The following is a 19,384-nucleotide window of genomic DNA, read 5'->3' on the forward strand; positions in this document are numbered from 1 at the left end:
CATGAAAAGATTTTTTTTAAATACAAAAACTGAGTTCCTGAAAAGTAAAGGAACAGCAGCAGTGTGGCTCACTATTCTGGCTGCACTATTTATCCCTGTCATTTATGCCATGGTGTGTTTGGAACGCCCTGATGTGATGGTTAAAAAGATCAATTCTGATCCATGGATGGCTTTCCTAAGAATGAACTGGAAAAATGTAGCCGCGGTCATTCTTCCACTTTATTGTGTACTGATGACCAGTCTGATCATACAAATTGAATACCGGAACAATACCTGGAAACAGGTTTATACCCTTCCGCGAAAATTTGCAGATGTGTTCTTTTCTAAATTTATTGTTATCCATTCGTTCCTCATTGGATTTATTCTGCTATTCAGCAGCGCAATAATTATATCCGGATTATCAGTTGCTCGGCTCAATCCGGCATATCATCTTCTAAGTAAAGATATTCCATGGATGATGCTACTGATTATAGCATCAAGAATCTATCTCGGCCTGTTCGCCATAACAATTGTACAGTACTGGTTAAGCCTTCGATTTAAGAATTTTGTCGTTTCGTTGGGGATTGGCATGGGCCTTTGGATTACTGGTATAGTGTTGATGGATTGGGACAAGATCGTCTATTACCCATACATGTATTCAACGTTTATGTTCTTTACAGATTTTGATAAAAATCCCGAAACGCTTGTACAGTTGAGCCTGTGTTCAATTATTAGTTCTGTCTTGTTCCTGACCTTATCCTTCCGGGATATTTATCTATTACCTGAACGGGGATAATCTTAAAAACTTCTAAATCAATACAAATGAAAGCATTAATTTTTCATATAGCATTGCTATTGGCTGTAACAAGCGGCTATGCGCAACAAATAAACGGGTCTGTTAAAGGTGAAGATGGTTTCCCGTTAAAAAACGTATCTGTATCTCTAAAGAAAACAAGCGATAGCTCAACTGTTAAGCTAAATATATCCGATGAAAAAGGGAACTATAGTTTTAATAATATTCCTGCGGGAAAATATTTCATTACAGCCGCATATACAGGTTACCTGAACCAACGATCGGATGATTTTGAGGTAACAAAAAGTGATGCCAATATTCAAACTATTTTTCTGGCAAAAGCCCAGATAAATTTAAAGGAAGTAACAATCACTTATCAAAAACCCTTAATAGAAGTCAAATCTGACAAGATCGTTTTGAATGTAGAAAACACAATAAATGCTATCGGTCAGGATGCATTAGAGCTGCTTCGCAAGTCTCCCGGTGTCATTCTCGACAAGGATGATAATTTAAGTTTGAACGGCAAAAATGGGGTGCAGGTTTATATTAATGGTAAGCCAAGCCCACTGTCAGGGACTGATCTTTCGGAATACCTAAAATCATTTCAATCTTCACAGATTGAAGCCATAGAGATCATTTCCAATCCATCCTCCCGTTATGATGCTGCCGGCAATGCAGGTATTATAAACATCCGGTTAAAGAAGAATAAAGCTTTTGGAACCAACGGTACATTGACAGCCGGACTTGGAATGGCAAACAGTCCAAAATATAATGGCGGGCTGACACTCAACCACCGTAATAATAATATAAATCTATTTGGAAGCTATAGTTACAATGAACGTAAAAATGATGGATATTTAACGACCTACAGAAAGCTTTTGGACTCCACTTTTAATCAATCTGCCGTTAATGTCAATCAATCAGAATCTCATAGTCTGCAGGGAGGCGCAGACTATATTCTAAATCAAAAGAATACTATTGGAATTCTTTTAAATGGTACGCTATCTGATAATCATGTAAACTTTAATAATAAGACGGTTATTTCTTATACTCCAACAGGCCTGATCAGCAAAAGCTTAACAACAAATACACTAAATGAAACAACCAGGAACAACGGTAGTATCAATCTCAATTATAGATTTGATAACACAAAAGGCCACTCCTTAGGGATTGATGCTGATTACGGCATTTATTCGGTTCATAACAATCAACTTGTACCGAATCAATATTTTTCTCCCGCCGGAACATTTTTATATGACAACACGTATCGGCTCTTAGCCCCAACCACCATTCAAATTTATAGTTTCAAATCTGACTATGAGCGAAAATTAAATAACGGTACACTCGGGCTGGGTGCTAAAAGTTCCTATGTAAATAGTTCCAATGACTTTCGCGAATACAGTATCAAAAATGGAGCAGAACAATTGAATATTGATCACAGCAATAACTTCGCTTATAAAGAGAATATCAACGCAGCGTATGCCACATATAATCAGGCATTTAAAAGCTTCACTATACAGGCAGGTTTGCGTTTGGAAAATACAATTGGGAAAGGGGTATCGATGAGGTATAGTTCAATAACCGGATCTTTTGCCAGTGATTCAGCTTTTCATCGTAATTATACGTCTCTGTTTCCAAGTGCCTCGATCAATTTTAACCATGATCCGATGAAGCAATGGAGCATCAATTACAGCAGACGTACAGACCGGCCATCTTATACAGACCTTAACCCTTTTGAGTTCAAGCTCGATGATTATAACTTCAGGAAGGGTAATACATTGCTTACGCCTCAATATACAAACAGCATTGGAATCACTTATCTATATAAGCAGAAATTAACTACGGGTTTGAACTATAGCCATGTGAAGGATGTGTTCGGCATCATTCGGGATACTCTAAACAGATCTATGACTTATGTAATGAAAAAGAATCTTGCATCGCAGGATATTGTTAGCCTGAGTATGAGTTATAATCTTTCTGTGAAATGGTACACGCTCTTTGCAAATTTAAACTCCTACTATGTTGACTATAAAGGAAATTTTGGGCCAGGAAAAACGATCAATATGAATACTGTTGCAACGGAAGTCTTCCTGCAGCAATCTTTCCGTCTCGGTAAAGGATGGTCATCGGACCTTGGCGGATTTTATAATTCGCCAACAGTTATCCAGGGTGCTACAAAGCTCAAAGGATATTGGAGTACAGACGCGGGACTTCAAAAACTATTACTGCAAAATAAAGCTTCACTTAAGTTATCTGTGAGCGATCTTTTTCACACATTATATAATACCGGAACAATTAATTATGCAGGACAGCAAATTATTGCAAAAAGCGGAGGTGAGACACAGGTTTTCAGGTTAGCTTTTTCATGGAGATTTGGGAATAGCCAACTAAAAGCACTTCCAAAACATAAAGCGGGAACGGAGGATGAAAATAGACGGTCTGTAAATTAACTGTAAACAATGATAGAAAAATCCAAATTGGGCTCGAACCAAAAAAGTGCCTTTGCAAGCTTTAAATAACATTTTCAGAATAGATCGAATCAAAAAACGGCCTTAATGATATCATTAAGGCCGTTTGTGCGCCCACCTGGGCTCGAACCAGGGACCAAAAGATTATGAGTCTTCTACTCTAACCAACTGAGCTATGGGCGCCTTCGTCCGACGTAGCTTTAGCGAAGTCGGATTGTTGATTTCCCACCTACGCTAAAAAGCTACGGCGGGTGAATAAGGTTGCAATTTTACGGAAATGCTTTGGGATTCTAAAATAGAATTTAGGAATTATTCGAATTTGATAAACGAGTGATGTTTAAGAGGGGTTTGGAGCCCAAACACCTACCTGCAAAACTAAATAAAGACAAGACTCTGCCCTAATGTCCATTTTGGACATCAAAGCATCTTACAAAAATTGATTGATCAAAAGCACTCCGAGTAAACCAAGCACAGATACCAAACTCTCCATTATAGTCCATGTACCGAAAGTCTGTTTCAAACTCAGGTTAAAATATTCCTTAAACATCCAGAATCCGGCATCGTTCACATGAGAAAACATCAGGCTACCGGCACCTATAGAAAGCACCATTAACTCTGCAGATACGCCACTCCCGACCAATGGAAGGACAATACCTGCTGCTGTAAGTCCGGCAACCGTAGCCGAACCCAGGGTAACCCTGATTAAAGCGGCGATGAGCCAGCCAAGAAATAAAGGTGACAGATCAAACCTTGCGGAAAACTCTTTGACTGTATCTCCTACTCCACTGTCAATAAGAACCTGCTTAAATGCACCGCCTGCGGCAATAATCAAAATAATCATCGCAACACCTTTAAGCCCCTCGGCACTGTAATCCATTGCCTTAGCGATTGGGATTTTGAGAACAATGATGCTAAGCAATACCGCTGTCAGCAAGGCAATTGTAGGATCTGCCATAAACACAAACAGGGGTTGAATAGCTTCCGAACGAATGAAAAAAGTGCCTGCAGTACCCGCAATTATTAAAAATACCGGCAACAAAGCTGTGATAAAGCTCCTGAAGCCAGATGGCAGTAGTTTCTCCTCTTCTGGTAAAAATTCAAGCGGACTGGCAACAGACAAATTATTCTTCAGGATGATGCGGGGTAAAATTATTCCTCCGGCGATCGCAACAGGAATAGTTAATATTAAACCATAGATAAGAATAATGCCCACATCGGCTTTAAATATAGACGCTATGGCCAATGGACCGGGATGAGGAGGGAGAAAACCATGAGTAACTGACAATGAAGCCGCCATTGGCAAAGCCAGGTATAATAAGGGCAAACGCGTGGTGGAAGCAATGGCAAATATCAGCGGAACCAAAACCACAAATCCTGCATTATAGAATAAGGGGATACCAACCAGTAAGCCCGTTAATAATATCGCCCATTGAATATTTTTAATCCCGAAAAGACGGATCAGGATGAATACAATTTTTTTAGAAGAACCACTTTCTTCAATCAATTTACCCAACATTGCACCCAGAGCTAATACCATCACCATACTTCCGAGCGTACTGCCTATACCGCTTGCAATGGTGGTCATTACTTTACCCGGCGTCATACCAAGCAGTAGGCCCGTGATAATAGATACGATAAGTAAAGCCAGCATTGGACTTACTTTTTTTACAATAAGAATGAGAAGAAGCAGAAGCCCAAAGAGTACAATGAGTAAGGCCATAACAATAAATTAATGCTCAGAAAAACTGATTTGTTTTAATAAAGATTAGCAAATAAATCCTTATTTAACAAAATATTGAGAGAAATAAACAAATAGAGGTTCAAGAATTTTCTCAATTATAAGCCCGATCATTTCAATTTTGAAACCGCCCAAAATATGGCATTTCTGTACAGGCTCGTATAGGATGGATTTTCAAACAGTTCAGGCCCATGCCCCATAAAAATATAGACATTCCTGGCTTTCATTTTTGTATTTGTCCAGATAACGGGATGATCTCCCATCTTAATATCCCTTGACGGGATATAGGTATTTTCATCTACAGTAGCCAGAACCTGTATGTTTTTATTCAAGCGCGGACTTTTATCATAGGTATACCATTCTTCTCTGACAATAGGAAAAGAAGCTGGTACACCTGCCATTACAGGATGTTTCTTAATCTCTACATTCACTGTGGCCGCTGCAAAATCCGGGATGTACTTTTTGAATTGAATGCCGCCCATAAATTCGGAAAACCATTGCCATAATGGAAAACCATCGAAAGTTCCGAGCAGGGTAGCATGATGAAAACCTATCCAGCCTCCTTTACCCTGTTCAATATATTCAATAAAAGCATCTTCGGATTCTTTACTCCAGGAATAAGGGGGATAATCGATCTGAATAAATAGTTGATACTGCCCGAGGAACTCCTTAGTAATGGGCTTGGTATTGGTATAATAATCAATGGTAAAATTACTATCTGCCGCAAGCTTGTTGAGCCAGATCTTCGCTGCCTGAGTGTGCAGAAGATGGTGCCCACCGTTCTCTCCTATGGCAAGCACCTTAAATCGCGGTTTAATGGTTTGAGCGCTAACAGAATTGCTGAAAAACAGAACGCAGAGAAATAAAAGTATTTGAAACTGCCTCATCTTTATTTTTAATATCACTGAAATATCCATGCAGCTTAATTAGGGAGTGTAGCAAAAATTAAAGTTTCTACTTGCCCTGAATAAACCCTGGATTTACCAATTAGCATTTGGAATGCGAACACAGAATTTACTACCTTTTCCCATTTTACTTTCCACCCAGATTGAACCTCCGTTCTTTTCAATAAAATCTTTGCATAAAAGTAGTCCAAGCCCTGTACCCTGCTCATTATCAGTACCACGGGTAGTAAAGGTCTCCTGCTCAAATAATTTCTTCTGGTCAGCCTCAGAGATTCCAACTCCGGTATCTTTGATACAAAGAATAGTATTATTTCCTTCCGCACTAGTGCTAAGTTTAATATTACCACCACGTTTTGAGAATTTCATGGCATTGGATATCAAATTCCTGACTACCAGTTGGATCATGTCTTTATCCGCATAAACCTTACACCCCAATTGAATATTGTTTTCTATTAAGATATTCTTCTCGTGAATTATGTTCTCAAAAAGATGAAGTACATTAACACTAACTTCTTTCAAATTAAAATAAACAGGTTTTACCACCTCTCCCTGAAGCTGACTTTTCGACCAGAATAAAAGATTCTCAAGTAGACCGCTGGTATAGCCAATGTTCTTTGATAATTGGGGCACAAATGATTTGAACTCTTCCTCAGTAATCATACCCTCATTGAGCATTTTGATAATATCATTTAAATTGATCAGTGGCCCCCTGAGATCATGTGAAATGATCGAAAACAGTCGGTCTTTCAGCTTGTTCATGCCTAAAAGCTCATCCGACTGCAGGCGCACCTTATTTTCAATTTCTACGCGTTCTGTAATATCCCTGATCAGGATAATCAAGCCGCTGTATGCATGCTGATTTTCAAACAAAGGAGTAAGGCTGGCTTCCAGAAAAAGCTCAGAGCCCACAAGTTTCAATTGTAATTGCCCACCCTTTCGGGCCTTAATCAATTCATAAAGCTCAGTCTGCTCCGGAAGGATTATCTCAAGTCGCTTACCAATGATTTTTTTCTCTTCAATCGAGAGGATCTTCCTGATTTCCTGATTCAAATCTACAATCCGGTCCTGATTATCCGTCACAATCAGACCTTCGTTCATAGCTTCAATAACTTTCTCACGTGCAATTGGGATGATATCCAGCAATCTGAAACGAACGAGTCCGATACTAAGAAACAGCATCGTAATGACGAATGCAAAAGGTGTACTATCAATATGTCCCATTGGCCGGTAACCAAACAAGTACAGTACATTGGCAACCCATGGAATGAATACCGCAATGAGAATGGTTAGATTCTGCCTTCTAAAGACCTGGTCAGACTTCCTGTACTTATTGACAAGCAAGATTACTCCCCAAACCAAAAGTGTATAGAAATAAATAGTATGAACGATATACCAGGGGCCAGTTTCAAGGCTTAATAATGGGAAGGGACCCGAGTTATCAACCCCTACACTTTTATAATGAAGATGATGATACTTATTGGTCCATACCATCAGTAGCGTGATTAATGGCAACACCATGAAGGCATAAAAATATTTCGGGTTCAGCCACTTATCCTTGCCGGTAAACTTTAAGAGGAACAATAACCAGAATGCCGGGATGAAGGCTATTCCAAGATACTCGACATTGATCCAGAATAACATCTGCTCAAGGCTGGTACTTGAAAGTTCTAATCCATAACTTAGCGCCCAGATTGCAATGCCTAACATCATAAATCCAAACCAGCGTACAACGATCTCATATCTGCGAAAAATCCTGACACACATATAGAGTGTGATGAGGCCGCAGATTATTAGAATAATTGAATAGGTATTCGGAATAAATGTCATTTAGCAGATCAGATCGGGCAAGAAAAAAACAAAAAAGAACCCTGACTTTAAAAGGTTAAAATTTTAATATACTGCACTAAATATATGAATAAGATTAGAAATATAATTTTCGATTATGGTAATGTAATTTTCACTATTGACTTCAACAAAGCCCAGCATAGTTTTACTGAGCTTGGAGTCAAAAAAATAGAACATTTCTTTTCACATAAAGGTCACGATTCACTGTTTGATCAGTTTGAACAAGGCCTTATCTCCTCTTCAGAATTCAGGGAGGGTATTCGCAAAGCCACCGGAATCGAAAGTTTAAGTGATGCTGAGATTGATAAGGCATGGAATTCCCTGCTAATCGGTGTTCCTGAGCCAAACCATGATCTTCTTTTGAAAGTAAAAGAAAAGTACAGAACCTTCCTGCTTAGCAACAACAATGAAATCCATTACAACTGGATTATGGATTACCTTCAAAGAGAGCATCAGTTAGATTCCAATGCTGTATTTTTTGAGAAAGATTATTATTCCCATCTCATGAAAATGCGGAAGCCCAATCGCGAGATCTTTGAATTTGTAATGCGTGAAAACAATCTCAATCCTAATGAAACCCTTTTTATAGACGACAGCCCGCAGCATTTGAAAACTGCTGATATGCTGGGACTTAACACCCACCTGCTAACAGCGGATGAGACACTGGAAAGTTATTTGTATGATTCCGGAATATTAAGCAGATAAATGCTTTGATCCAGGAACCAAGAACCAGGAGCAAAGACAGATTGGAGTTAATTAGAGATTAGGCTTTTTTGTCTTGGTTCTTGGTTCTTGATACTTGATACTACTTCAGTTTCCGGCGCTTCATTTCGGCAGAGATCAAACGAAGCTCCCTGCCCATTTGCCCGGCAACTGATGTGTTTTCCTCTGCCCTCCTGAAAAGATAAGGCATAACCGCCTTTAGCGGCCCATAAGGAACATATTTCGCAATATTATAACCTGCTTCACCCAGATTAAAGCTTAAATTATCACTCATCCCAAGTAATTGGGAAAAATAAATATGCTCATGATTATGTGGGATACCCTTTTCTTCGAGCAATTCAGTCAGTAATTCACAGCTAAATTCATTGTGAGTACCGGCGACAAAGGAAACAAAATCGATCTTACTGATACAGAACTTTAAAGCATCATTATAATCATTGTCTGTGGATTGCTTATCCGTATGAATTGGCGAAGCATAAGCCATCTCAACAGCACGCTCACGTTCCTTTTCCATATAAGCACCCCTAACCAGTTTGGCTCCAAGCATGAATTGTTCTGAACCCGCTAATGTGATATCTGCCTGGAGCGATGCTAATTTGTCTTTTCTGTAAAGCTGGTAGGTATTAAAAACGATTACCTGCTCCTGATTATACCTGCGCATCATTTCAAGAGCCATCGAATCTATCGGATCCTGAATCCAGCTTTCTTCTGCGTCAATCATCACCCTGACATTCAACTCATGTGCGAGTCGGCAGATCTGATCAACCCTGTGACTCAGTCGTTGAAATTCCGATTTTTCAGCGGATTCAAGAGCTTGACCTGCATTTATTTTCTCAAGTAAAGCAAATCTGCCCAGTCCGGTGACTTTAAACACTGTTAAAGGAATACGATCGTCACCATCCGCATGACGAATCGTTTTCATGATTTCTTCACAGGTATGATCAAATACCTCTTCATCATCTTCCCCCTCAACCGAATAATCGAGAATTGATCCTACGCTGCCGGCATGAAGCTGAGCAACAGTTTGTTCACATTCTGCAATACTCTCTCCCCCGCAAAATTGACGGAAGATGGTAGCTTTAATTAGTGATTTAATAGGTAAGCCCAACGTAAGGGCTGCATTGGTGATTGAAGGACCAATCTTCGTTAGAAAATTAATACTAATAAACTTAAATAACCAGTATGCACGGGTTAGATCTGAATTCGATTTTCCACGAAAAGCAATCTCAGTATTATCAAATGATAAATTATGGCTTGTTGCCGGGCGGCTCTTCAAAATAATTGGTTTATTGCACAAAGGTAGAAATATTGAGATATTAACATACAAAAGCTAAAATTTGTAAGTTTGCTGCATGCTCGAATTTAAATTAGAAGGAGAATTCATTCCGATGATCCAGTTACTGAAGGCGATGAACCAGGTCCCAAGCGGTGGAGAAGCCCAAATTGTGGTGGAAGCAGGATTAGTGAAATATAACGGAGAGGTGGATCTACGCAAACGCCTGAAAGTTAGACGTGGCGATATCGTTGAATTCAAAGGACAAAAAATAAAAGTTACATGAAACCCATTGAGAGTATAAGCTATTCCGTTTTTTTCGAGAACAGTCTGCAGGAATTATCTGCATTTTTAAATAAAAAGAAATACAGCAAGGTTTTTGTTCTGGTTGACAGCAATACAGAAATTCATTGTCTGCCGGCATTACAGGAAGCTTTAGGATCCATTGAATTTGATCTGATTGAAGTTACACCTGGTGAGGAAAATAAGAATATTGATTTTTGTATCGGGATCTGGAGAATGCTCCTTGACTTTGGCGCCGACAGAAACAGCATCATGATCAACCTTGGCGGTGGTGTGATTACTGACATGGGTGGTTTTGCAGCTTCTACATTCAAGCGGGGTATTGATTTTGTACAGGTACCTACTACCCTATTATCCCAGGTTGATGCTTCCGTCGGTGGCAAAACCGGAGTGGATATGGAGAGTGTAAAAAACATCATTGGCACCTTTACTCAGCCTAAGGCGGTCTATATCCAAACCCAGTTCCTGAAGACATTAAGTGACAGGGAACTCCGTTCTGGATATGCTGAAGTAATTAAACACGGACTCATTTACGATGCCTCCCTGTTCGAAGAGCTGAAGGGAATTGTTCCAAAAGAACTGAGTGATGAAATTATCTACCGTTCCATTGAAATTAAAAATGAAGTAGTCATTGCAGATCCTTTTGAAAAAGGGTTACGAAAAATTCTGAATTACGGTCATACCATTGGGCATGCTGTCGAAAGTTACTCTTTGAAACATGATAAAAGTCCATTATTGCATGGAGAAGCGATTGCAATTGGTTTCATTTGCGAAGCTTTCCTTTCTGAAAAAAGAAATGGCCTTAAAAAAGAGGAGCTTTCTGAAATTGTAAAAACCATTCAGAATACTTACCCTGCTTATAAATTAAATAAAAGCATTTATCCTGACCTGCTTGATATCATTAAGAATGATAAAAAGAACAATGCCGGGCAGATCAGCTTCTCCTTGTTAAGTGAAATTGGTAAATGCGGATACGACATTTATTGCACCGAAGAAGAGATATTTGAGAGTTTAGATTTTTACATGACTTGCGAAATCACCTGACAGAGCGGAAAGTAGATTTCGTCAGTCTGAACTTCCCCGACTTGCGAAATCACCTAACCGAGCGGAAAGTGATTTCGTCAGTCGCAAATCTAAATAGGGCGACTGACGAATTTGTCTTGCATGATGCCCAGGTAAATTCGTAAGTCTGAACTTCCCCGACTTGCGAAATCACCTAACCGAGCGGAAAGTAGATTTCGTCAGTCGCAAATCTAAATAGGGCGACTGACGAATTTGTCTTGCATGATGCCCAGGTAAATTCGTAAGTCTGAACAAGCATATAAATTAGATGATTTGCAAAAATCCAGTCGATTCACAAAATAATTTATTTTTTCTATTGACAGAATTAAATTTTGTGCTACATTTGGAAAACATAAGGATGAAAAATTCAACTACATATTACTTCGCTTATTTTTACTATCACGGTAAGAGCGGGGAAAATATGCAATAGATCTTAATATAGAAATTAGCAAAAAGTCCCTGCCCAAAAGCAGGGACTTTTTTTATTTAAAATCAAATGCAAAAAAAACGAGTAGCAATTCAGGGAATCCGGGCATCATTTCACGAAGAGGCAGCATTTAAATTCTTCGGGACTGATATCGAAACCATTGAATGCGAATCATTCAAAAAAACCTGTGAGGTTTTGAAGAATAAACAGGCAGATTACGTGGTCATGGCTATTGAAAATTCAATTGCCGGAAGTCTTCTGCCTAACTATACCCTGCTCAGAGAATACAACTTCTCCATAGTCGGTGAGGTCTATCTCGCGATACAACTTCATTTGCTTGCGCTTCCTGGAGTAAAATTCGAAGATGTAAAGTATGTTCAGTCACATCCGATCGCCATTCGTCAATGCAGTGATTTCTTCGAAGAATTTCCTCATTTACAAGTAGTTGAAAGCAGTGATACTGCGGCCTGTGCGAAGAAAATCAGAGAAGAAAACCTGACTGATACCGTAGCTATTGCAAATCTTCTTGCTGCTAAACTATATGATCTGGAAGTCATGGAAAGAAGGATTGAATCTAATAAGAAAAATTTTACCCGATTCCTGATCCTTGCAAATAAACCACTCGAAAATGTTGAAGTCAATAAAGCTTCCTTTAGTTTCCAGGTAGGGAACTCCGTTGGATCGCTGGCCGATGTGCTGAATATCTTTGCTTCCAAAAAGATAAATCTGAGCAAAATCCAGTCAATGCCCGTACTTGGAAAACGAAATGAATATAATTTTTACGTTGATATAGAATGGAAAAATCAGGCCGATTATGATTCTGCGATCCGTCAGGTTTTAAAACATACCATCAACTTCACAATTATGGGTGAGTACTTAAAAAACGATAAAGTTTAACCTAAAAAAGCAAACAACAATTAAAAACGATACTATAATCAACCCTGGAAAGCTTTCCGGACCAAAAATTAAAACGATGAAATTAAATTTAAAATTACAGCCCTTAAGTACCTGGGTAAAAACAAAAAACGAGCCTTTATTAATTGCAGGGCCATGCAGTGCTGAAACTGAAGATCAGCTGATGGCTACCGCACATTTACTGGCAAAAACAGGAAAGGTTTCTGTTTTAAGAGCTGGAATCTGGAAACCGCGTACCCGTCCCGGAGAGTTTGAAGGTATTGGAAGTATTGGCTTAACCTGGTTAAAAAGAGCCAAGGAAGAAACAGGCTTACCTACTGCAGTAGAAGTAGCAAACGCAAAACATGTAGAAGAAGCCCTGGCAGCAGGAGTTGATATACTTTGGGTGGGTGCACGTTCAACGGTAAATCCATTTACAGTACAGGAAATTGCCGATGCCCTTAAAGGTGTAGATATTCCGGTGATGGTTAAAAATCCGGTTAATCCTGACCTTCAGTTATGGATAGGTGCATTGGAACGTTTCAATAATGCTGGTATCACAAAGCTTGCGGCTATTCACAGAGGATTCTCTTCTTTTGAAAAAACCGCGTTCAGAAATGAACCGATGTGGGAACTGGCCATTCAGCTAAAAACTTTATGTCCTGAACTTCCAATCATCAATGACCCTAGCCATATTTGTGGAAACCGTGAATTGATTCAATACGTTGCCCAAAAAGCACTTGATCTGGATATGCAGGGATTAATGATCGAGTCTCACCTTGACCCTTCTGTAGCATGGACTGATGCAAAACAACAGTTAACTCCTGCTGCATTATCAGAATTAATGGAGCTTCTTACACTGCGTAAGCCGGAAAGTAAAGACAAAGAGTTTACTGATAAACTGGCTGATCTGCGTACCAGTATTGATAAAATTGATGATCAGATCATTCAGAAAATAGCCGAAAGAATGCAGGTAGTTCAAAAAATCGGTGAATTCAAACGTGATAATGGAGTAACTATCCTTCAGGTAAACCGCTGGGATCAGATCATGAACAAACGCAGTGCATTTGCAAAGGCTTTAAAGCTGGATCTTAACTTTACAGGTAAACTTCTGGAATTAATCCACAGCGAATCTATCCGCAAGCAAACTGAAATCATGAACGATAAAGTGAATGTTGAATAACAATGAGTTCAGCAAGCATAAAAATATCAGCAGCAAATAAAAAACTAGACTGCACCATACCTCTGACCGGATCAAAAAGCGAGTGTAACCGCGCTTTGATCATGCAGGCATTGAGTGATGGTGCGGTCCAGGTAGAGAATATATCTGAAGCTGCTGATACTGTTACGTTAAACAATATCCTCCGAGATAAGGCACAAAAAATAGTTGATATCGGTCCGGCAGGTACTGCCATGCGCTTTTTAACTGCTTTTTACTCCCTACAGGCTGGTGAAGTGATTTTAACCGGGTCGGAGCGCATGAAACAGCGACCTATCGGGATTCTGGTTGATGCTTTAAGAACGCTCGGTGCTGATATTCAATATGCGGAAAAAGAAGGATTCCCTCCATTAAAAATCAGGGGTTCGCTTCAGCAGAAAACGAATCAAGTGAGTATAAAAGGCAATATCAGTAGTCAGTATATTTCTGCCCTATTGCTTATTGCCCCAAAACTTGAACAAGGTTTGAATCTTGTGATTGAGGGGGAATTAACCTCAAAACCATATGTTCAGATGACCCTTGCAATGATGGAACAAGCTGGCATCAGACATACCTGGAGTGATAATGTGATCAGCATTGCAAGGCAGCCTTTCAATAAGTCGGTAATTAATGTGGAACCCGACTGGAGTGCAGCTTCTTATTGGTATGCTATTGCGGCCTTATCTGAAGAAGCCCGTCTTTTCCTACCGGGATTGAATGGATATAGTCTCCAGGGAGACAGTATGATTACTGAGATTATGGCAAACTTTGGCATAAGCTCACAGTTCAAAGATGGTGGTGTCTATTTATTCAAGGAAGCAAAGAAATTGGAGCGAAAGATCTTTGATTTTAAGGAATGTCCGGATCTGGCACAGACTGTAATTGTTTGTTGTGCAGCACTGGGACATGATGCTACCTTCACCGGATTGGAGACTTTAAAAATTAAGGAAACCGACCGGGTCAATGCACTTCAGACTGAACTGGCTAAGATCGGAGTAAAGCTGATTGAAAAGAATCAAACTTATAAACTGGATTGCTCAGGACTAGATCTGAATAAAAAAATTCAGATAGCAACTTACGATGATCATAGAATGGCTATGGCCTTTGCACCACTTGCATTAGTTATGCCGGAGCTCGAAATTGAAGATCATCTGGTTGTTGAAAAATCATATCCGGATTTTTGGAAACATCTGGAAATAGCAGGATTCAATTTAAGGAGTATTGAGAAGTGAGTATTGAGTATTGAGAATGAAAAATCCTACTACCAACTATATTTTTTACCACAAATTGTAATTTTAACTACTTATAACTTAAAACCTACAACTTATAACTTATAACTTATAACTTATAACTCAAAAATGGCAGGCAATTCATTCGGTCAACTGTTCCGCATAACAACTTTCGGAGAATCACATGGTGAGGCTATTGGGGTGATTATCGATGGCTGTCCTTCTAATTTGGTGGTCGACATGGATTTCATCCAGTCTGAGCTCGATAAGCGTAAACCGGGACAATCAAAGATTACAACCCAGCGCAAGGAAAGTGATACAGTACAGATCCTTTCAGGAGTATTTGAAGGCAAAACCACCGGCACTCCTATTGCTATGATCATCCCGAATGAAGATCAGCGTTCAAAAGATTATTCGCATATCAAAGATGCCTATCGTCCCTCACATGCAGATTATACTTACGATGCCAAATACGGTCATCGGGATCACCGCGGTGGTGGAAGATCATCTGCAAGAGAAACAGCAGCAAGGGTAGCCGCAGGAGCAATCGCTAAACTTTTATTACAACAATCCGGAATCGAAATATTTGCACATGTATCATCAGCAGGTACCATCGAAGCTCCCCTGCTTTCAATAAATTCGATACCAGAATTGCTTGAGATCAGGGAGAGTAATATTGTACGTTGTGCCGATCCGGCTACCGCCAATCAGATGATTGAACTGATCGATGGGGTCAGAAAAGAAGGAGATACGATCGGTGGTAAAATTTCATGCCTGGTTAAAAACTGTCCCGTTGGATTGGGAGAGCCTGTTTTTGACAAACTGCATGCCGATTTAGGTAAGGCGATGTTAAGTATCAATGCCGTTCATGGCTTTGATTATGGATCGGGGTTTGCAGGTTCAGAAATGAGAGGTTCTGAGCATAATGATCTTTTTGTAGCCCCTTCAGAAGGACAGGAAAACAGTAATTTCCGTACTCTGACTAACTATTCGGGCGGAATTCAGGGTGGGATATCAAACGGAATGGATATTACCTTCAGGGTGGCATTCAAACCGGTAGCAACCATCATGCAAAATCAGGCCAGCCTCGATTCTGCAGGTAATGCAGCAAATGTTCAGGGAAAGGGCAGGCATGATCCATGTGTTGTGCCCCGCGCGGTAGCAATTATTGAAGCTATGGCAGCACTGGTACTGGCTGATCATTTATTGAGGAATAGGGTAATCAGGCTTTAGGGGATTCGTGAATGACAGTATTTGTGTCATTGCGAGCACAGCGAAGCAATCTCTTGGTTATTCAATCACCAATTGCATAAGATTGCTTCGTCGTACCTCCTCGCAAAGACATTCTATTATTGATACTGCTAATTTTGGCAAAGGAGTGCCGCCTGACCAGATGGGCAGGTACGATGGAGAAATCTGTTCTTCAATGGCAAAGTGTTACTCAACAGATTTCTCCTCGCGTTGAAAATCACCTAATTACAAAAATTTTAGCTCGCTCGTATGACGGGATGTTGTTCGTAACGATTAAAATAACTTTGGAAACTTATCCGGGAAACTGTCGTTCATCATTGCATAAACGATTTCAACAACATCATCCACAGAAGGTTTGGTGAAATAATCACCATCCGAACCATAGGGTGTACGGTGTGGTTTGGCAGTCAGTGTATGCGGCTGCCCGTCCAAAAACCGGTATCCATTCTGACGTTCCAGTACCTGCTGCATGATAAAAGCTGATGAACCTCCGGGAACATCTTCACCAACAACAAGCAATTTATTAGTCTTACTCAAAGATTTTGCGCACAGATTGTCAAGATCAAAAGGCAAAAAAGTCTGTGGATCAACAATTTCAATATCGATACCCAAACTCTCAAGTTCCTCAGCAGCCTCTTCCACTATTCTCAAAGTTGAACCGTATGAAATAACAGTGATATCCTTTCCTTCACGAATAATCTCTGCTTTACCCAATTCCACTCTGAATTCACCTACATTATCAGGCATGGTCTCTTTCAGGCGGTAACCGTTAAGACACTCAATAACCAAAGCAGGCTCATCCCCACGAAGGAGTGTATTATACATACCTGCAGCCTGAGTCATATTTCTGGGCACACAAACATGCACACCTCTTAAAGAATTGATGATCACTCCCATTGGCGAACCTGAATGCCAGATTCCCTCTAAGCGGTGTCCTCTGGTTCTGACGATAAGGGGAGCTTTTTGCCTGCCTTTGGTACGGTAACTTAATGTTGCCAGATCATCACTCAGAATATTTAAGGCAAATAGCAAATAATCCAGATACTGAATCTCAGCAATGGGTCTTAAACCCCGCAAAGCCAAACCAATTCCTTGCCCGATGATGGTCATTTCTCTGATACCGGTATCCGTGATCCTCTTTTTACCAAATTTAGCTTGCAGACCGGCAAAACCCTGATTTACATCCCCAATAGCTCCAACATCCTCACCAAAGGCAAGAACACGGGCATCGCGAGCGAAATTTGCATCAAAACATGCATTTAGAATTTCCCTGCCATCAACCACTTTTGAACTTTCAGAGTATTCAGGTTTAAGTCCTTCGAGATTTAATGGAGATTCCTTTGATCCTGTGAAAAGTTTGGAATTATAACGATCAAAAATCTGGTCATGCTGCTGGCTATACCAATCCAACAATGCCTTTTTTGATTCTGAATGATCATGACGCAATAATCTTATTGCATTTCTGACCATTGCTATGACATCCTTACGGGATGGGTCGATACTTGTTTTAAGCTGAGTGGCTAACTGGATAAGTTCAGGCTTCTGCGTCCTCTCAACAAGACTGATCGCTGAATCAAGCTCTGATTTCATCCCTGAATTGAACTCAGCCCATGCCTTCTTCTGACAATTACGAATATATATTTTGGCATTTGCTTCGATCTCATTCAACTCATCTTCTGAAGATATAGCTGATTCGATCATCCATTTCCGCATCTGCAACATGCAATCGTATTCATTTTCCCAGGCTATCCTATCCTTATTTTTATAGCGTTCGTGTGAGCCTGAAGTCGAATGCCCCTGTGGCTGGGTCATTTCAGTAACATGTATCATTACCGGAATATGCTGTTCACGGCAAACCTTGATCGCTTTTTCATAGGTTTCACACAAACCGGGATAATCCCAGCCCCTGACTTTAAATATCTCGTACCCTTCGCCCTTATCATCACGCTGAAATCCCTTCAGAATTTCAGAGATGTCCTGTTTGGTGGTCTGATATTCGGCAGGAACAGAAATCCCATAGGCATCATCCCATATAGAAATTGCCATTGGCACCTGCAGTACTCCGGCAGCATTGATAGCCTCAAAGAAAATACCCTCTGAAGTCGAAGCATTACCTATGGTTCCGAAAGCAACTTCATTACCATTTACCGAGAAATTCTTTAAATAATTAAGATCCGGATTGTTTTTATACAACTTCGAAGCCAGAGCTAAACCTACAAGGCGCCCCATTTGCCCGCCTGTAGGCGAAATATCTGAGGACGAATTCTTAGTACTTGTCAGATCCATCCAGCTACCATCTTCGTTTAATAGACGGCTTGCAAAATGGCAATTCATCTGTCTGCCTCCCGAACCCGGGTCAGCATCAGGATCTGTATTGGCATAAAGCTGAGCAAAGAATTCAGGCATCGTTAGCATACCTGCTGCAAGCATAAAGGTTTGATCCCGGTAATACCCTGAACGCCAGTCGCCAGCCATAAAGACCTTTGCCATAGCCAGCTGTGCTACCTCTTTTCCATCCCCGAAGATTCCGAATTTAGCTTTACCGGTCAGAACTTCCTTACGGCCCAAAAGACTTGCCTGCCTGCTTTCAAAAGCAATTTTGTAATCATTAACGATTATGCTTTTGAATGCTTCAAAGCTTAATTCCTCTTGTTCCTGCAGATTGTTCTCGTTTACCCGGATTTCTATCATAGAATTGCTTTATGGCCAAAAATAAGAAAAGAGTGCAGGAAATGATAATCCTGATGCAAAATAATAATTCGCTTATTCAGGAATTAGCCAAATAATAACATCCGGATGATTAATAAATAAATGCAATCGCCTGATTTGGAATGATATTTGAATGATTCTGTTTGATATTGCTAAAATAAATTAAGATGAAAAAAGTATTAATCCTGTTAGCTGCCGTAATTGTAATTGTGGTTTTTAAGTCAATGCAAACTGAAAATAAAGCAGAATTCAAATTTGATAAAGAAACTCATGATTTCGGACAGATCCCGAAGGGCACACCAGTTAGTGCCGAATTTACCTTCACAAATACGGGAGGTGAACCATTGATTATTTCCTCAATTGAATCAAGCTGCGACTGTATCATTACCAAATTCACTAGAGAACCTATTTTAGAAGGAGGCAAAGGAATTATTACTATCACTTATGATGCTGCTTTGCCTCAGGCAGGATTTACAAAAGCTGTGAGGGTTAAATCCAATGCAAGAACCCCTATTAAAGTACTCTATGTTAAAGGTGAGGTCCGGAGTGCCGGCTGATAAATAATCATAAATTAAAAATTAAAAAGC

15 protein-coding genes and 1 tRNA gene are annotated in these 19,384 nt (G+C 40.0%); 10 read left to right on the forward strand and 6 right to left on the reverse strand.

Annotated features, from left to right (window positions below):
• The first annotated feature begins 1 nt into the window (after position 1).
• Positions 2–775, forward strand: a complete 774-nt coding sequence (locus Q8M41_RS03850) for an ABC transporter permease (RefSeq protein ID WP_305363927.1) — start codon at positions 2–4, stop codon at positions 773–775.
• Between the two features lie 26 nt (positions 776–801).
• Complete coding sequence (locus Q8M41_RS03855) at positions 802–3,222, forward strand: TonB-dependent receptor (protein WP_305363928.1); 2,421 nt, start codon at positions 802–804, stop codon at positions 3,220–3,222.
• Positions 3,223–3,349: 127 nt separating this feature from the next.
• Here the strand turns inward: Q8M41_RS03855 and Q8M41_RS03860 are convergent.
• The 4 genes from Q8M41_RS03860 to Q8M41_RS03875 all read right to left on the reverse strand — a co-directional run bounded on the left by Q8M41_RS03860 (position 3,350) and on the right by Q8M41_RS03875 (position 7,710).
• Positions 3,350–3,423 (reverse strand) — tRNA-Ile (locus Q8M41_RS03860).
• A 244-nt stretch (positions 3,424–3,667) separates the two neighbouring features.
• Positions 3,668–4,960 (reverse strand): gluconate:H+ symporter, encoded by a 1,293-nt coding sequence (locus tag Q8M41_RS03865; RefSeq protein ID WP_305363929.1) that lies wholly within the window; start codon positions 4,958–4,960, stop codon positions 3,668–3,670.
• Between the two features lie 128 nt (positions 4,961–5,088).
• Complete coding sequence (locus Q8M41_RS03870; RefSeq protein WP_305363930.1) at positions 5,089–5,895, reverse strand: ThuA domain-containing protein; 807 nt, start codon at positions 5,893–5,895, stop codon at positions 5,089–5,091.
• Between the two features lie 63 nt (positions 5,896–5,958).
• Positions 5,959–7,710, reverse strand: a complete 1,752-nt coding sequence (locus Q8M41_RS03875) for a histidine kinase N-terminal 7TM domain-containing protein (protein ID WP_305363931.1) — start codon at positions 7,708–7,710, stop codon at positions 5,959–5,961.
• Positions 7,711–7,794: 84 nt separating this feature from the next.
• Here Q8M41_RS03875 and Q8M41_RS03880 point away from each other — a divergent pair, with 84 nt between their 5' ends.
• Positions 7,795–8,433 (forward strand): HAD family phosphatase, encoded by a 639-nt coding sequence (locus Q8M41_RS03880; RefSeq protein ID WP_305363932.1) that lies wholly within the window; start codon positions 7,795–7,797, stop codon positions 8,431–8,433.
• A 100-nt stretch (positions 8,434–8,533) separates the two neighbouring features.
• On the opposite strand, the gene Q8M41_RS03885 is transcribed toward Q8M41_RS03880, so the two are convergent.
• Positions 8,534–9,730 carry a proline dehydrogenase family protein gene (locus Q8M41_RS03885; protein ID WP_370870437.1) on the reverse strand — a complete coding sequence of 399 codons (1,197 nt, stop codon included), beginning with the start codon at positions 9,728–9,730 and terminating at the stop codon, positions 8,534–8,536.
• 73 nt (positions 9,731–9,803) lie between these two features.
• Here Q8M41_RS03885 and Q8M41_RS03890 point away from each other — a divergent pair, with 73 nt between their 5' ends.
• From Q8M41_RS03890 to aroC, 6 genes are all read left to right on the forward strand, one after another.
• On the forward strand, positions 9,804–10,010 hold the full coding sequence (locus Q8M41_RS03890) for an RNA-binding S4 domain-containing protein (protein WP_305363934.1): 207 nt from the start codon (positions 9,804–9,806) through the stop codon (positions 10,008–10,010).
• Positions 10,007–11,071: a 3-dehydroquinate synthase gene (gene aroB / locus Q8M41_RS03895; RefSeq protein ID WP_305363935.1), complete on the forward strand. Its 1,065-nt coding sequence runs from the start codon at positions 10,007–10,009 to the stop codon at positions 11,069–11,071. The genes Q8M41_RS03890 and aroB overlap by 4 nt, the downstream gene beginning before the upstream one ends.
• Before the next feature lie 514 nt (positions 11,072–11,585).
• Positions 11,586–12,413: a prephenate dehydratase gene (locus tag Q8M41_RS03900; RefSeq protein WP_305363936.1), complete on the forward strand. Its 828-nt coding sequence runs from the start codon at positions 11,586–11,588 to the stop codon at positions 12,411–12,413.
• A gap of 76 nt (positions 12,414–12,489) precedes the next feature.
• On the forward strand, positions 12,490–13,593 hold the full coding sequence (locus Q8M41_RS03905; RefSeq protein ID WP_305363937.1) for a chorismate mutase: 1,104 nt from the start codon (positions 12,490–12,492) through the stop codon (positions 13,591–13,593).
• Between the two features lie 2 nt (positions 13,594–13,595).
• The gene (locus tag Q8M41_RS03910) at positions 13,596–14,840 is read left to right on the forward strand and encodes a 3-phosphoshikimate 1-carboxyvinyltransferase (RefSeq protein WP_305363938.1); all 1,245 of its coding nucleotides are present in this window, start codon (positions 13,596–13,598) and stop codon (positions 14,838–14,840) included.
• A gap of 126 nt (positions 14,841–14,966) precedes the next feature.
• On the forward strand, positions 14,967–16,070 hold the full coding sequence (gene aroC / locus Q8M41_RS03915) for a chorismate synthase (protein WP_305363939.1): 1,104 nt from the start codon (positions 14,967–14,969) through the stop codon (positions 16,068–16,070).
• A 291-nt stretch (positions 16,071–16,361) separates the two neighbouring features.
• On the opposite strand, the gene Q8M41_RS03920 is transcribed toward aroC, so the two are convergent.
• On the reverse strand, positions 16,362–18,779 hold the full coding sequence (locus Q8M41_RS03920) for a thiamine pyrophosphate-dependent enzyme (RefSeq protein WP_305363940.1): 2,418 nt from the start codon (positions 18,777–18,779) through the stop codon (positions 16,362–16,364).
• 185 nt (positions 18,780–18,964) lie between these two features.
• On the opposite strand from Q8M41_RS03920, the gene Q8M41_RS03925 reads away from it, so the two are divergent.
• Complete coding sequence (locus tag Q8M41_RS03925; RefSeq protein ID WP_305363941.1) at positions 18,965–19,354, forward strand: DUF1573 domain-containing protein; 390 nt, start codon at positions 18,965–18,967, stop codon at positions 19,352–19,354.
• The last annotated feature ends 30 nt before the right edge of the window (positions 19,355–19,384 follow it).

This window comes from Daejeonella sp., assembly GCF_030684675.1.
Taxonomy (GTDB): Bacteria; Bacteroidota; Bacteroidia; order Sphingobacteriales; family Sphingobacteriaceae; genus Daejeonella.

Excerpts from the sequence above, each read along its gene's own strand:
- Q8M41_RS03905 (WP_305363937.1), top strand. The coding sequence starts at position 12,490 with ATGAAATTAAATTTAAAATTACAGCCCTTAAGTACCTGGGTAAAAACA.
- Q8M41_RS03850 (WP_305363927.1), top strand. The coding sequence starts at position 2 with ATGAAAAGATTTTTTTTAAATACAAAAACTGAGTTCCTGAAAAGTAAA.
- Q8M41_RS03920 (WP_305363940.1), bottom strand. The coding sequence starts at position 18,779 with ATGATAGAAATCCGGGTAAACGAGAACAATCTGCAGGAACAAGAGGAA.
- Q8M41_RS03910 (WP_305363938.1), top strand. The coding sequence starts at position 13,596 with ATGAGTTCAGCAAGCATAAAAATATCAGCAGCAAATAAAAAACTAGAC.
- aroC (WP_305363939.1), top strand. The coding sequence starts at position 14,967 with ATGGCAGGCAATTCATTCGGTCAACTGTTCCGCATAACAACTTTCGGA.
- aroB (WP_305363935.1), top strand. The coding sequence starts at position 10,007 with ATGAAACCCATTGAGAGTATAAGCTATTCCGTTTTTTTCGAGAACAGT.
- Q8M41_RS03865 (WP_305363929.1), bottom strand. The coding sequence starts at position 4,960 with ATGGCCTTACTCATTGTACTCTTTGGGCTTCTGCTTCTTCTCATTCTT.
- Q8M41_RS03855 (WP_305363928.1), top strand. The coding sequence starts at position 802 with ATGAAAGCATTAATTTTTCATATAGCATTGCTATTGGCTGTAACAAGC.
- Q8M41_RS03875 (WP_305363931.1), bottom strand. The coding sequence starts at position 7,710 with ATGACATTTATTCCGAATACCTATTCAATTATTCTAATAATCTGCGGC.
- Q8M41_RS03925 (WP_305363941.1), top strand. The coding sequence starts at position 18,965 with ATGAAAAAAGTATTAATCCTGTTAGCTGCCGTAATTGTAATTGTGGTT.
- Q8M41_RS03900 (WP_305363936.1), top strand. The coding sequence starts at position 11,586 with ATGCAAAAAAAACGAGTAGCAATTCAGGGAATCCGGGCATCATTTCAC.
- Q8M41_RS03870 (WP_305363930.1), bottom strand. The coding sequence starts at position 5,895 with ATGGATATTTCAGTGATATTAAAAATAAAGATGAGGCAGTTTCAAATA.
- Q8M41_RS03890 (WP_305363934.1), top strand. The coding sequence starts at position 9,804 with ATGCTCGAATTTAAATTAGAAGGAGAATTCATTCCGATGATCCAGTTA.
- Q8M41_RS03880 (WP_305363932.1), top strand. The coding sequence starts at position 7,795 with ATGAATAAGATTAGAAATATAATTTTCGATTATGGTAATGTAATTTTC.